The sequence below is a fragment of the Streptococcus timonensis genome (assembly GCF_900095845.1).
Taxonomy (GTDB): Bacteria; Bacillota; Bacilli; order Lactobacillales; family Streptococcaceae; genus Streptococcus; species Streptococcus timonensis.
In genome coordinates this window covers 1-14,634 of record NZ_FMIX01000002.1, presented here as the reverse complement: position 1 = coordinate 14,634, position 14,634 = coordinate 1, and the positions used below count along the sequence as shown (strand labels likewise).

8 protein-coding genes, 2 tRNA genes and 3 rRNA genes are annotated in these 14,634 nt (G+C 42.5%); 12 read left to right on the top strand and 1 reads right to left on the bottom strand.

Going from position 1 to position 14,634, the window contains the following annotated elements; genetic code table 11:
- Window positions 1-78: 78 nt before the first annotated feature.
- The 5 genes from yajC to gap all read left to right on the top strand — a co-directional run bounded on the left by yajC (window position 79) and on the right by gap (window position 5,438).
- Window positions 79-402 (top strand): preprotein translocase subunit YajC, encoded by a 324-nt coding sequence (gene yajC / locus BQ2679_RS00355; protein WP_075565038.1) that lies wholly within the window; start codon window positions 79-81, stop codon window positions 400-402.
- 48 nt (window positions 403-450) lie between these two features.
- The gene (locus BQ2679_RS00350; protein ID WP_075565036.1) at window positions 451-888 is read left to right on the top strand and encodes a low molecular weight protein-tyrosine-phosphatase; all 438 of its coding nucleotides are present in this window, start codon (window positions 451-453) and stop codon (window positions 886-888) included.
- Window positions 881-1,294, top strand: a complete 414-nt coding sequence (locus BQ2679_RS00345) for an MORN repeat-containing protein (protein WP_075565030.1) — start codon at window positions 881-883, stop codon at window positions 1,292-1,294. Before BQ2679_RS00350 ends, BQ2679_RS00345 begins: the two co-directional genes overlap by 8 nt.
- 193 nt (window positions 1,295-1,487) lie before the next feature.
- The gene (gene adhE, locus BQ2679_RS00340; protein ID WP_075565028.1) at window positions 1,488-4,139 is read left to right on the top strand and encodes a bifunctional acetaldehyde-CoA/alcohol dehydrogenase; all 2,652 of its coding nucleotides are present in this window, start codon (window positions 1,488-1,490) and stop codon (window positions 4,137-4,139) included.
- Window positions 4,140-4,430: 291 nt separating this feature from the next.
- Window positions 4,431-5,438 carry a type I glyceraldehyde-3-phosphate dehydrogenase gene (gene gap, locus BQ2679_RS00335; RefSeq protein WP_075565026.1) on the top strand — a complete coding sequence of 336 codons (1,008 nt, stop codon included), beginning with the start codon at window positions 4,431-4,433 and terminating at the stop codon, window positions 5,436-5,438.
- A gap of 61 nt (window positions 5,439-5,499) precedes the next feature.
- Here gap and BQ2679_RS00330 read toward each other — a convergent pair whose 3' ends face one another.
- On the bottom strand, window positions 5,500-6,381 hold the full coding sequence (locus tag BQ2679_RS00330; protein WP_075565024.1) for an RluA family pseudouridine synthase: 882 nt from the start codon (window positions 6,379-6,381) through the stop codon (window positions 5,500-5,502).
- 88 nt (window positions 6,382-6,469) lie between these two features.
- On the opposite strand from BQ2679_RS00330, the gene pbp2a reads away from it, so the two are divergent.
- The 7 genes from pbp2a to rrf all read left to right on the top strand — a co-directional run bounded on the left by pbp2a (window position 6,470) and on the right by rrf (window position 14,633).
- Window positions 6,470-8,707 (top strand): penicillin-binding protein PBP2A, encoded by a 2,238-nt coding sequence (gene pbp2a, locus BQ2679_RS00325; protein ID WP_075565021.1) that lies wholly within the window; start codon window positions 6,470-6,472, stop codon window positions 8,705-8,707.
- A 259-nt stretch (window positions 8,708-8,966) separates the two neighbouring features.
- Window positions 8,967-9,374, top strand: coding sequence for a sigma-70 family RNA polymerase sigma factor (locus BQ2679_RS00320; protein WP_244491688.1), 408 nt, complete (start codon window positions 8,967-8,969; stop codon window positions 9,372-9,374).
- A 68-nt stretch (window positions 9,375-9,442) separates the two neighbouring features.
- Window positions 9,443-9,514 (top strand) — tRNA-Glu (locus BQ2679_RS00315).
- Window positions 9,515-9,742: 228 nt separating this feature from the next.
- Window positions 9,743-11,288 (top strand): 16S ribosomal RNA (locus tag BQ2679_RS00310).
- 50 nt (window positions 11,289-11,338) lie between these two features.
- Window positions 11,339-11,411, top strand: a tRNA-Ala gene (locus BQ2679_RS00305).
- 126 nt (window positions 11,412-11,537) lie between these two features.
- Window positions 11,538-14,437 (top strand): 23S ribosomal RNA (locus BQ2679_RS00300).
- A gap of 80 nt (window positions 14,438-14,517) precedes the next feature.
- Window positions 14,518-14,633 (top strand): 5S ribosomal RNA (gene rrf / locus BQ2679_RS00295).
- The 16S, 23S and 5S rRNA genes sit together here with 2 tRNA genes alongside, the layout of an rRNA operon.
- Window position 14,634: the final 1 nt, after the last annotated feature.

Sequence of the window (14,634 nt, the reverse complement as noted above, 5' to 3'; positions counted from 1 at the left end):
AAATACAATGTGCAATCTTGTAAAAACAGTTAAAATTTGATATAGTAGTTCTATCTGAAATACAAAGGAGTAAAAATAATGGGTGGCGGGAATTTTACATTCTTTATAGTGCTCGCAGGGATGCTAGCCTTGATGTTTTTCATGCAACGTTCTCAACGTAAACAAGCTGAAAAACGTATGGAGAGTCTAAGTAAGCTTGAAAAAGGTTATGAAGTTATTACTATTGGTGGGCTGTACGGTACAGTTGATGAAGTAGATATTGAAAATAAAACAATTGTATTGGATATTGATGGTGTATACTTGACTTTTGAACTAGCAGCTATTAAAACTGTGTTACCAATCAAAGAAGCTATTACTCCTGAGGGAGCAGTGATCGAAGAGGGTAGTGCAATTGAAGACTAAAACGGGGTGGAATCATTCCCGTTTTTCTATAAATATAAAGGAAAAATAATGAAAAAAATTGTCTTTGTGTGTTTGGGCAATATTTGTCGTAGCCCCATGGCAGAATTTGTCATGAAATCCTTAACAGATCATTACCAGATTGAAAGCAGGGCTACATCATCTTGGGAACATGGAAACCCTATTCACAAGGGGACTCAAGGCATTTTCAAGACACATGGTGTCGACTATGATGTAACCAAGTCTTCGCAACAAATCTCAAAAGATGATTTTGAACATTTTGACTATATTCTTGGAATGGATGAGTCTAATGTTTCTGATTTACTTAAGATGTGTCCTAGCGCTTATCGACACAAGATATATCCTTTTGCTGAGGAAAGTGTTCCAGATCCTTGGTACACAGGTGATTTTGAAGAAACTTACAATCGAGTACTAACTGGCTGCCAAGCTTGGTTAGCTCGTTTAGAAAATGAGACTAAAAATGGATAATATAAAAAAACTCTATGAAAAATATCGTGTTTACCTAACACGCCCTCGTTTAGAGATTGCAACAGTAGTGGTTATAGGCTTGTGTGCCATCTTTGTTATATACAGCAGTCTACCTAAAAAGGCTGTTCTCAAACTTGACGGAGATACAATCGTATACGATGGAAGTCTGGTCCGTGGCAAAATGAATGGACAAGGGACACTCACTTTTCCTAATGGAGATACCTATACTGGAGATTTTAGCAATGGCGCCTTCAACGGAAAGGGAACTTACCAATCCAAAGATGGTTGGGTGTATGAGGGTGACTTTGTGAATGGGCAGGCAGAGGGAAAAGGAAAATTAACAACTGAACAACAATTGGTTTATGAAGGTGACTTCAAGCAAGGCCTATTCCAACAATCAAAATAGCTTCTTTCTAAAGGAGCTTTTTTGATTGCCCAAATAGTTTTAGAGAAACTTAATCCCCCATAATAAAACCAACTCCTAAAAAAATTTATGAAAATCTATGTGAAACTATTTACAAAATTCTAAAAAAGAGTTATAATGAAATTGTGAAAAATTTAACAAAGGGATAAATTCCTTTAAAGCTATGGAGGAAAATATGGCTGATAAAAAAACTGTAACCCCTGAACAAAGACAACTTGCTGCAGAGAAGCACGTAGATGGTTTGGTACAAAAAGGTTTAGTTGCACTTGAAGAAATGCGTAAATTAAATCAAGAGCAAGTGGACTACATTGTAGCTAAAGCATCTGTTGCAGCACTTGATGCACACGGAATTCTTGCTCAACACGCAATTGAAGAAACTGAGCGTGGTGTATTTGAAGATAAGGCTACAAAGAACTTGTTTGCCTGTGAACACGTTGTAAACAACATGCGTGGTGTGAAAACTGTTGGAGTTATCGAAGATGATCCAATTACTGGCTTGACTAAAATTGCAGAACCTGTTGGGGTTATCTGTGGAGTTACTCCTACAACAAACCCAACATCTACAGCAATCTTTAAAGCTTTAATCTCATTGAAGACGCGTAATCCAATCGTCTTTGCTTTCCACCCGTCTGCTCAAGAATCTTCTGCGCATGCTGCTCAAATTGTTCGTGATGCTGCGATTGCTGCTGGAGCTCCTGAAAACTGTGTACAATGGATTACAGAACCATCTATGGAAGCAACAGCTGCTCTTATGAATCATGATGGTATTGCAACTATCCTTGCTACTGGTGGGAATGCCATGGTTAAGGCAGCTTACTCATGTGGTAAACCAGCTCTTGGGGTAGGTGCCGGAAACGTTCCTGCCTACATCGAAAAATCAGCTGACCTTCGTCAAGCAGCTCATGACATCGTTATGTCTAAATCATTTGACAATGGTATGGTCTGTGCATCAGAGCAAGCAGTTATCATTGACAAAGAAGTGTATGATGAATTTGTAGCAGAATTTAAATCTTACCACACTTACTTTGTAAACAAAAAAGAAAAAGCTCTCCTAGAAGAATTCTGTTTTGGTGCTAAAGCAAATAGCAAGAACTGTGCTGGAGCAAAATTGAACGCTGACATCGTTGGTAAACCAGCAACATGGATTGCAGAACAAGCAGGTTTCTCAGTGCCAGAAGGAACAAATATCCTTGCAGCAGAATGTAAGGAAGTTGGAGAAAACGAGCCTTTGACTCGTGAAAAATTGTCACCAGTCATCGCAGTATTGAAAGCTGAAGATACTGAAGACGGACTTAAGAAAGCTCGTCAAATGGTTGAGTTCAATGGTCTTGGTCACTCAGCAGCTATCCATACAAAAGACGAGGACCTAGCTAAACGCTTTGGTACAGAAATCAAAGCAATGCGTATTATTTGGAACTCTCCATCTACTTTTGGTGGTATCGGTGATGTTTACAATGCCTTCATCCCATCATTGACACTTGGATGTGGTTCATACGGACGCAATTCAGTTGGTGATAACGTGAGCGCTATTAACCTTCTAAACATCAAGAAAGTAGGGAAACGTAGAAATAATATGCAGTGGTTTAAAGTTCCTTCAAAAATTTACTTCGAACGCAATTCTATCCAATATCTTCAAACCTGTGAAGATATTGAACGCGTTATGATCGTTACTGACAAATCGATCGAAAAACTTGGTTTTGTTCAACGTGTTATCGATCAATTGAACGCTCGTAACAACCGTGTAACTGTCCAAGTCTTCTCAGATGTTGAACCAGATCCAGATATCACAACTGTAGAACGTGGTACTGAGGTTATGAGAGCATTTGAACCAGATACAATCATTGCTCTTGGTGGTGGTTCACCAATGGATGCGGCTAAAGTTATGTGGCTCTTCTACGAACAACCAGAAGTCGACTTCCGTGACTTGGTTCAAAAATTCATGGATATCCGTAAACGTGCCTTCCGCTTCCCATCACTTGGTAAGAAAGCGAAGTACATCGGTATCCCGACAACTTCAGGTACAGGTTCAGAAGTAACACCATTTGCTGTTATTTCTGATAAGAAAAACAACCGTAAATACCCATTGGCTGACTACTCATTGACACCAACAATTGCGATTGTTGACCCTGCTTTGGTTGAATCAGTTCCAGATTTCATCACTGCTGATACAGGTATGGACGTCTTGACTCACGCAACTGAAGCCTACACTTCAAACTTCGCTAACGACTACACAGATGGTATCGCCCTTCAATCAATCAAACTTGTATTTGAATGGTTAGAAAAATCAGTTAAAACAGCTGATCCAGAAGCTCGTGAGAAAATGCATAATGCGTCTACAATGGCAGGTATGGCCTTCGCCAATGCCTTCCTTGGAATGAGCCACTCAATGGCCCACAAGATAGGTGCGGTTCACCACACTGTTCACGGACGTACAAATGCTATCTTGCTTCCATACGTTATCCGTTACAATGGAACTCGTCCATCTAAGACTACTACATGGCCTAAATACAACTACTGGAAAGCTGATGAGAAATTCCAAGACATCGCGAAAATGCTTGGCTTGCCTCACTCAACTCCAGAAGAAGCAGTTGAAGCATACGCTAAAGCTGTTTACGACCTTGGTGTTGCAGTAGGTATCAAGATGAACTTCAAGGATCAAGGAATTGATGAAAAAGCTTGGAAAGACAGTTTGCATGAAATTGCCTTGCTCGCATATGAAGACCAATGTTCACCTGCAAACCCACGCTTGCCAATGGTAGCTGACATGGAAGAAATCATGGCAGATGCTTACTATGGCTATGCAGAACGTCCAGGACGTCGTAAATAATCGTTTATCAGCCTAGAGGCAGGAGAAATCCTGTCTCTTTTATTATTTTTCTTCCCATAGGTTAGTGGCATTGAAGAAGGTAATCTCTCGGAAATAGAGAATTTGCAAACAAGACAAAAGACTGATTTAATAAATGAAAGAAATTGAAAAGCAAGAGAGAAAATCAAGGCCAGCGCTTGCAATTTAACTCAAATAGTTATATAATAAGAACGTTGAAAGGTGATTTGTAGTGATTCAAGTTACTCTTTTCACAATAAAAATTTCATGATTTTCATAAGGAGGAAATCACTAATGGTAGTTAAAGTTGGTATTAACGGTTTCGGCCGTATCGGTCGTCTTGCTTTCCGTCGTATCCAAAACGTAGAAGGTGTTGAAGTTACTCGCATCAACGACCTTACAGATCCAGTTATGCTTGCACACTTGTTGAAATATGACACAACTCAAGGTCGTTTCGACGGTACTGTAGAAGTTAAAGAAGGCGGATTCGAAGTTAACGGTAAATTCGTTAAAGTTTCTGCTGAACGTGATCCAGAACAAATCGACTGGGCTACTGACGGTGTAGAAATCGTTCTTGAAGCAACTGGTTTCTTTGCTAAGAAAGATGCAGCTGAAAAACACCTTAAAGGTGGAGCTAAGAAAGTTGTTATCACTGCTCCTGGTGGAAACGACGTTAAAACAGTTGTATTTAACACTAACCACGACATTCTTGACGGTACTGAAACAGTTATCTCAGGTGCTTCATGTACTACAAACTGTTTGGCGCCAATGGCTAAAGCTCTTCAAGACAACTTTGGTGTTGTAGAAGGATTGATGACAACTATCCACGCTTACACAGGTGACCAAATGATCCTTGACGGACCACACCGTGGTGGTGACCTTCGTCGTGCTCGCGCTGGTGCGGCTAACATCGTTCCTAACTCAACTGGTGCTGCTAAAGCTATCGGTCTTGTAATCCCAGAATTGAACGGTAAACTTGACGGATCTGCACAACGCGTTCCAACTGCAACTGGATCAGTTACTGAATTGGTAGCAGTTCTTGAAAAGAACGTTACTGTTGATGAAGTAAACGCAGCTATGAAAGCAGCAGCTAACGAATCATACGGTTACACTGAAGATCAAATCGTTTCTTCAGATATCGTAGGTATGTCTTACGGTTCATTGTTCGACGCAACTCAAACTAAAGTTCTTGACGTTGACGGTAAACAATTGGTTAAAGTTGTATCATGGTACGACAACGAAATGTCATACACTGCACAACTTGTTCGTACTCTTGAATACTTCGCTAAAATTGCTAAATAATTCTTGAGACATAAAAAGCAAGGTTTCATACCTTGCTTTTTTAATTTAGAAAAAGGATGAATTAACGGTCATCCTTTGTTTTTAATATTGCCTCGAAGGAGTCGGATAAAGCACTTAATTTTAATTTCTCCATAGTTAAAGGATGAGTAAAAGATAGCCTATATGCATGTAACATTAGTCGAGGTGTTTTAGATTTTGGATGATATAGAGGGTCGCCTAGGATAGGATGATTGTGGTGGGAAAGATGTACACGAATTTGATGTGTCCGTCCAGTTTTTAGCCTACAACGAATGAGTGAAGAACCGTCTTCAAACTTCTTTAATCGAGCAACAATCGTTTCAGCGAATTGACCGTTTTTTGGATCAACAAGTCGTTTTCTACGATCGTGGCGATCGCGACCAATTTTATCTCGAAAAACAAGTTCCTTACTTCTAAATGCCCCTTCGACTAGAGCCAAATACTCACGAGAAATCTCTTTTTTCTCTAGTAAACGGTTGAGAATAGGAAGGATAAAAGGATTTTTAGCAAAGAGAACGAGGCCACTGGTTTCCATATCAAGACGATGGACAACATAGCATGTTTGACCGACATAAGCTGATACATGATTGAGAAGGGCTATTTCATTCGGTTGATTACCGTGAGTTTTCATGCCCTCAGGTTTGTTAACGACAATTAAATGCTGATCTTGATAAACTTCTTGTACGAGATCAGGATTTCCTAGTGAGATTTCCTTTGTTGGATAATCTTCTTCATCGAAAGTTAATTGGCATTTATCTCCTGATTTGATGATTTGTTGCCAGTGAACCTCTTTTTGATTGATAAGAATGTTCTTTTTTGTCCTTAGGAAATGGCGGATTTTTCTAGGAATAAGTAACTGTTCTTCTAAGAAAGTTTTAACCGTCATCTCAGGTAAAGAATCTGGAATTATAAAGGTAAATTTCATACAGATATTGTAACAAAAATCAAATCATTTGGATAGGGGAACTAGCTAAATTCTTGTCATACTAAAGTGAAGATGATAAAATAAACGCATGAAATTAGATAATTTATTTGAAAGATTTCTTTCTTTATTTAAGAAAGAGGATATTGAAATTCAAGAGACTGAAACTCAAGACATTGAGATTAATGATATTGAAATAGAAGAAAGTGAGCAGAGTGACTTGCGGCGGTCGAGAGGTAATCGTAAGAAAGCTGGGCAATTTGGTCCTATTCGCAAGTTTTGGCGTCGCTACCATCTGACAAAAATCTTACTTATTCTGGGCCTTAGTGTCAGTTTGTTTGTTGGTGTCTATCTATTCGCCTTGGCGAAATCAACAAATGTAACTGACTTACAAAATGCATTGAAAACTCGAACAGTGATTTTAGACCGAGAGGAGAATGAAGCAGGAGCCTTATCTGGTCAAAAAGGAACCTATGTTGAACTTACAGATATTAGTGAAGATTTACAAAAGGCAGTTATTGCGACGGAAGACCGAAGTTTTTACAAAAATGATGGGATAAACTACGCTCGTTTCTTCATGGCTATACTAACAGCTGGTCGCTCAGGTGGGGGCTCTACCATCACTCAGCAGTTGGCTAAAAATGCTTATTTATCACAAGATCAAACTGTTCAAAGGAAGGCGAAAGAATTCTTCTTAGCTTTGGAATTAACCAAAAAATATAGCAAGGACGAGATTCTAACTATGTATTTGAATAATGCATACTTTGGTAATGGAGTTTGGGGGGTTGAAGATGCAAGTAAAAAATACTTCGGGGTTTCAGCATCACAATTAACTCTAGATCAAGCAGCAACTTTGGCAGGGATGCTTAAAGGACCGGAAATATATAATCCATTAAATTCAATTGAGGCTTCGACTAATCGTAGAGATACAGTCTTACAAAATATGGTTGCGGCCGGCTATATTGATAAAGAAAAGGAGGCGGAAGCGGCTGGGGTTGATATGGCCTCTCAGTTGCATGATGCATATGAAGGAAAAATTTCAGACTACCGTTATCCTTCATATTTTGATGCAGTAGTTAATGAAGCGATTGAAAAATATCATTTAACAGAAGAAGAAATTGTTAATAACGGCTATCGCATTTATACAGAACTAGATCAAAATTATCAAGCAAATATGCAGGTTATCTATGAAGACACCACTCTGTTTCCTACGGCTGAAGATGGAACACATGCTGAATCAGGAAGCGTTGCATTAGAGCCAAAAACGGGGGGAGTTAGAGGTGTTATTGGTCGTGTTGCTGGAAGCAATAAAACTGGTTTCCGAAATTTTAACTACGCAACTCAATCAAAAAGGAGCCCAGGATCTACTATTAAACCACTTGTGGTCTATACTCCAGCAGTTGAAGCTGGATGGTCCCTCAACAAAGAGTTAGACAATCATACCATGCAGTACGGTGATTATAAGGTAGACAACTATGCAGGGATTAAGACAGCTCCAGAAATTCCAATGTATCAAGCCTTGGCTGAATCTTTAAATCTCCCAGCAGTGGCAACTGTCAAAGAACTTGGAATTGATAAGGCCTTCGAAGCTGGAGAAAAGTTTGGACTTAACATGAGCAGTGTCGATAGAGTATTAGGTGTAGCCTTGGGTGGTGGAGTAGAAACCAATCCACTTCAGATGGCTCAGGCTTATGCAGCGTTTGCAAATGAAGGCTTGATGCCAGAAGCTCACTTTATCACTCGTATTGAGAATGCCAGTGGGCAAGTTATCGCTACACATAAGAATTCCCAAAAACGAATAATGGATAAATCTACAGCTGATAAGATGACAAGCATGATGCTTGGAACTTTCACAAACGGGACAGGCATTAGTTCTTCTCCAGAAAATTATGTCATGGCTGGGAAAACAGGAACAACAGAAACGGTTTTTAATCCAGAGTATACAAGTGACCAATGGGTTATTGGATATACACCTGATGTCGTTATTAGCCATTGGCTTGGCTTCCCGACAACAGATGAGAGCCACTACCTATCTGGTTCAACTTCAAATGGTGCTGCACATATATTTAGGAATATATCTGAAACGATTCTTCCTTATACACCAGGTAGCACATTCACAGTTCAAAACGCTTATGAATTAAATGGTATAGCACCAGCAAACATTAAAAATCAAACTCCGAGTGTAGAGTCACAAACAGATGGTTTGTTAACTGATATACGCAGTAAGGCTCAAAACATAGTTGATGAAGCTGGGCGTGCAATTTCAGAAGCTAAAATTAAAGAAAAAGCCCAAACAGTCTGGGATACGATTGTAGATTTATTCCGCTAAATTTAAATGATTTAAAAAACGACAGGAAATTATTTCCTGTCGTTTTGCTGTGTCTTTTATAGCAGTTTAGAGTTTTTAAAAAGAATTCAATATAAAAAACGACACAAGAGGAGGAAAAATAGACAAAAGAAATAGAATAGAATTATTTCTGATGAAGCTTTGATATACTTATTGTAGAAAAAGGAGGAAATATGTTAGAAAAAAATATCAAGAAGTAAAAGCAATTGTTCATAAATGTCGAAAAGAATACTATCTACACTTGTGGGAAGTTGAAGATTGGGATCAAGAAGGCATGCTTTGTTTATATGAATTGTTAGAAGAACATCCTGAGTTGATGGAAAGGAAAGATAAAAAAATATATACTTACTTTAAAACGAAGTTTAGAAATAGAATACTAGATGCAATACGAAAACAAGAGAGCCAAAAAAGAAAATTGGATCGACAAGTATATGAAGAAGTCAGTGAGATAAGTCACCGAATTACAGATGGAGGACTCTTGCTAGATGAATACTATGCCCTACACGAGATGCTAAAAAAATATAAGAAGGGTCTAAATAAAAAGGATTTAGAATTATTTGAGCGATCAGTGGCTGACGAAAGATTTAAAGGAAGGCGTCGGCTGTTAAAAGAACTAAGTATTCTGTTAAAAGATTTTTCACCATATTAGAAAAAATTTAGTTAAATCTGTTGACAAGGGAGAAAAAGTAGGTATAATAGAAAGAGTCGAAAAGCTCAGGTCCGTTGGTCAAGGGGTTAAGACACCGCCTTTTCACGGCGGTAACACGGGTTCGAATCCCGTACGGACTATGAGTATGTTGCAGTAGAAGTTGAAAAAAGTTTGAAAAAGCTATTGACAAGGAAAAGAAGCTGTGATATACTAATATAGTTGTCGCTCACGACAGAAGTGAGAGGCAAAGACCTTTGAAAACTGAACAAGACGAACCAATGTGCAGGGCACTACAACTGATGTTGTAGTACTGAACAATGAAAAAACAATAAATCTGTCAGTGACAGAAATGAGTGAGAACTCAAACTTTTAATGAGAGTTTGATCCTGGCTCAGGACGAACGCTGGCGGCGTGCCTAATACATGCAAGTAGAACGCTGAAGGAGGAGCTTGCTTCTCTGGATGAGTTGCGAACGGGTGAGTAACGCGTAGGTAACCTGCCTGGTAGCGGGGGATAACTATTGGAAACGATAGCTAATACCGCATAATATTGATTATTGCATGATAGTCAATTAAAAGGTGCAATTGCACCACTACCAGATGGACCTGCGTTGTATTAGCTAGTTGGTGGGGTAACGGCTCACCAAGGCGACGATACATAGCCGACCTGAGAGGGTGATCGGCCACACTGGGACTGAGACACGGCCCAGACTCCTACGGGAGGCAGCAGTAGGGAATCTTCGGCAATGGACGGAAGTCTGACCGAGCAACGCCGCGTGAGTGAAGAAGGTTTTCGGATCGTAAAGCTCTGTTGTAAGAGAAGAACGAGTGTGAGAGTGGAAAGTTCACACTGTGACGGTATCTTACCAGAAAGGGACGGCTAACTACGTGCCAGCAGCCGCGGTAATACGTAGGTCCCGAGCGTTGTCCGGATTTATTGGGCGTAAAGCGAGCGCAGGCGGTTAGATAAGTCTGAAGTTAAAGGCTGTGGCTTAACCATAGTACGCTTTGGAAACTGTTTAACTTGAGTGCAAGAGGGGAGAGTGGAATTCCATGTGTAGCGGTGAAATGCGTAGATATATGGAGGAACACCGGTGGCGAAAGCGGCTCTCTGGCTTGTAACTGACGCTGAGGCTCGAAAGCGTGGGGAGCAAACAGGATTAGATACCCTGGTAGTCCACGCCGTAAACGATGAGTGCTAGGTGTTAGACCCTTTCCGGGGTTTAGTGCCGTAGCTAACGCATTAAGCACTCCGCCTGGGGAGTACGACCGCAAGGTTGAAACTCAAAGGAATTGACGGGGGCCCGCACAAGCGGTGGAGCATGTGGTTTAATTCGAAGCAACGCGAAGAACCTTACCAGGTCTTGACATCCCTCTGACCGCTCTAGAGATAGAGTTTTCCTTCGGGACAGAGGTGACAGGTGGTGCATGGTTGTCGTCAGCTCGTGTCGTGAGATGTTGGGTTAAGTCCCGCAACGAGCGCAACCCCTATTGTTAGTTGCCATCATTCAGTTGGGCACTCTAGCGAGACTGCCGGTAATAAACCGGAGGAAGGTGGGGATGACGTCAAATCATCATGCCCCTTATGACCTGGGCTACACACGTGCTACAATGGTTGGTACAACGAGTCGCAAGCCGGTGACGGCAAGCTAATCTCTTAAAGCCAATCTCAGTTCGGATTGTAGGCTGCAACTCGCCTACATGAAGTCGGAATCGCTAGTAATCGCGGATCAGCACGCCGCGGTGAATACGTTCCCGGGCCTTGTACACACCGCCCGTCACACCACGAGAGTTTGTAACACCCGAAGTCGGTGAGGTAACCATTTGGAGCCAGCCGCCTAAGGTGGGATAGATGATTGGGGTGAAGTCGTAACAAGGTAGCCGTATCGGAAGGTGCGGCTGGATCACCTCCTTTCTAAGGATAAGGAATGCACATTGGTCTTGTTTAGTCTTGAGAGGTCTTGTGGGGCCTTAGCTCAGCTGGGAGAGCGCCTGCTTTGCACGCAGGAGGTCAGCGGTTCGATCCCGCTAGGCTCCATTGGTGAGAGATCACCAAGTCATGCACATTGAAAATTGAATATCTATATCAAATAGTAACAAGAAAATAAACCGAAAACGCTGTAGTATTAATAAAGAGTTTATGACTGAAAGGTCAGAAAAATAAGGTTAAGTTAATAAGGGCGCACGGTGGATGCCTTGGCACTAGGAGCCGAAGAAGGACGTGACAAACGACGATATGCCTTGGGTAGCTGTAAGTAAGCGATGATCCAGGGATTTCCGAATGGGGGAACCCAACAGGTAATGCCTGTTACCCATATCTGTTAAGGATATGAGGAGGAAGACGCAGTGAACTGAAACATCTAAGTAGCTGCAGGAAGAGAAAGCAAAAGCGATTGCCTTAGTAGCGGCGAGCGAAACGGCAGGAGGGCAAACCGAAGAGTTTACTCTTCGGGGTTGTAGGACTGCGATGTGGACTCAAAGACTATAGAAGAATGATTTGGGAAGATCAGCCAAAGAGAGTGATAGCCTCGTATTTAAAATAGTCTTTGTACCTAGCAGTATCCTGAGTACGGCGAGACACGTGAAATCTCGTCGGAATCTGGGAGGACCATCTCCCAACCCTAAATACTCCCTAGTGACCGATAGTGAACCAGTACCGTGAGGGAAAGGTGAAAAGCACCCCGGGAGGGGAGTGAAATAGAACCTGAAACCGTGTGCCTACAACAAGTTCGAGCCCGTTAATGGGTGAGAGCGTGCCTTTTGTAGAATGAACCGGCGAGTTACGATATGATGCGAGGTTAAGTTGAAGAGACGGAGCCGTAGGGAAACCGAGTCTGAATAGGGCGCCTTAGTATTATGTCGTAGACCCGAAACCATGTGACCTACCCATGAGCAGGTTGAAGGTGCGGTAAGACGCACTGGAGGACCGAACCAGGGCACGTTGAAAAGTGCTTGGATGACTTGTGGGTAGCGGAGAAATTCCAAACGAACTTGGAGATAGCTGGTTCTCTCCGAAATAGCTTTAGGGCTAGCGTCGACATAGAGATTCTTGGAGGTAGAGCACTGTTTGGGTGAGGGGTCCATCCCGGATTACCAATCTCAGATAAACTCCGAATGCCAATGAATTATGGTCGGCAGTCAGACTGCGAGTGCTAAGATCCGTAGTCGAAAGGGAAACAGCCCAGACCACCAGCTAAGGTCCCAAAATAATTGTTAAGTGGAAAAGGATGTGGGGTTGCACAGACAACTAGGATGTTAGCTTAGAAGCAGCTATTCATTCAAAGAGTGCGTAATAGCTCACTAGTCGAGTGACCCTGCGCCGAAAATGTACCGGGGCTAAAACAATTTACCGAAGCTGTGGATACCTTTATAGGTATGGTAGGAGAGCGTTCTATGTGTGAAGAAGGTATACCGTGAGGAGTGCTGGAACGCATAGAAGTGAGAATGCCGGTATGAGTAGCGAAAGACAGGTGAGAATCCTGTCCACCGTAAGACTAAGGTTTCCAGGGGAAGGCTCGTCCGCCCTGGGTTAGTCGGGACCTAAGGAGAGACCGAAAGGTGTATCCGATGGACAACAGGTTGATATTCCTGTACTAGAGTATGTAGTGATGGAGGGACGCAGTAGGCTAACTAAAGCAGACGATTGGAAGAGTCTGTCTAAGCAGTGAGGTGTGAATTGAGTTAAATGCTTAGTTCTATAACATTGAGCTGTGATGGGGAGCGAAGTTTAGTAGCGAAGTTAGTGACGTCACACTGCCAAGAAAAGCTTCTAGCGTTTAACATACTCTACCCGTACCGCAAACCGACACAGGTAGTCGAGGCGAGTAGCCTCAGGTGAGCGAGAGAACTCTCGTTAAGGAACTCGGCAAAATGACCCCGTAACTTCGGGAGAAGGGGTGCTGACTTTACGTCAGCCGCAGTGAATAGGCCCAAGCAACTGTTTATCAAAAACACAGCTCTCTGCTAAATCGTAAGATGATGTATAGGGGGTGACGCCTGCCCGGTGCTGGAAGGTTAAGAGGAGTGCTTAGCGCAAGCGAAGGTATGAATTGAAGCCCCAGTAAACGGCGGCCGTAACTATAACGGTCCTAAGGTAGCGAAATTCCTTGTCGGGTAAGTTCCGACCCGCACGAAAGGCGTAATGATTTGGGCACTGTCTCAACGAGAGACTCGGTGAAATTTTAGTACCTGTGAAGATGCAGGTTACCCGCGACAGGACGGAAAGACCCCATGGAGCTTTACTGCAGTTTGATATTGAGTGTCTGTACCACATGTACAGGATAGGTAGGAGTCTATGAGATCGGGACGCCAGTTTCGAAGGAGACGATGTTGGGATACTACCCTTGTGTTATGGCCACTCTAACCCGGATAGGTGATCCCTATCGGAGACAGTGTCTGACGGGCAGTTTGACTGGGGCGGTCGCCTCCTAAAAGGTAACGGAGGCGCCCAAAGGTTCCCTCAGAATGGTTGGAAATCATTCGCAGAGTGTAAAGGTATAAGGGAGCTTGACTGCGAGAGCTACAACTCGAGCAGGGACGAAAGTCGGGCTTAGTGATCCGGTGGTTCCGTATGGAAGGGCCATCGCTCAACGGATAAAAGCTACCCTGGGGATAACAGGCTTATCTCCCCCAAGAGTTCACATCGACGGGGAGGTTTGGCACCTCGATGTCGGCTCGTCGCATCCTGGGGCTGTAGTCGGTCCCAAGGGTTGGGCTGTTCGCCCATTAAAGCGGCACGCGAGCTGGGTTCAGAACGTCGTGAGACAGTTCGGTCCCTATCCGTCGCGGGCGTAGGAAATTTGAGAGGATCTGCTCCTAGTACGAGAGGACCAGAGTGGACTTACCGCTGGTGTACCAGTTGTCTTGCCAAAGGCATCGCTGGGTAGCTATGTAGGGAAGGGATAAACGCTGAAAGCATCTAAGTGTGAAACCCACCTCAAGATGAGATTTCCCATGATTTTATATCAGTAAGAGCCCTGAGAGATGATCAGGTAGATAGGTTAGAAGTGGAAGTGTGGCGACACATGTAGCGGACTAATACTAATAGCTCGAGGACTTATCCAAAGTAACTGAGAATACGAAGCGTGATTAGATTTTAAGTGACATTTGAAAGATATTCAATTTTGAGTATGTATGACTCAAAGTTAAGTGACGATAGCCTAGGAGATACACCTGTTCCCATGCCGAACACAGCAGTTAAGCCCTAGAACGCCGGAAGTAGTTGGGGGTTGCCCCCTGTGAGATATGGAAGTCGCTTAGCT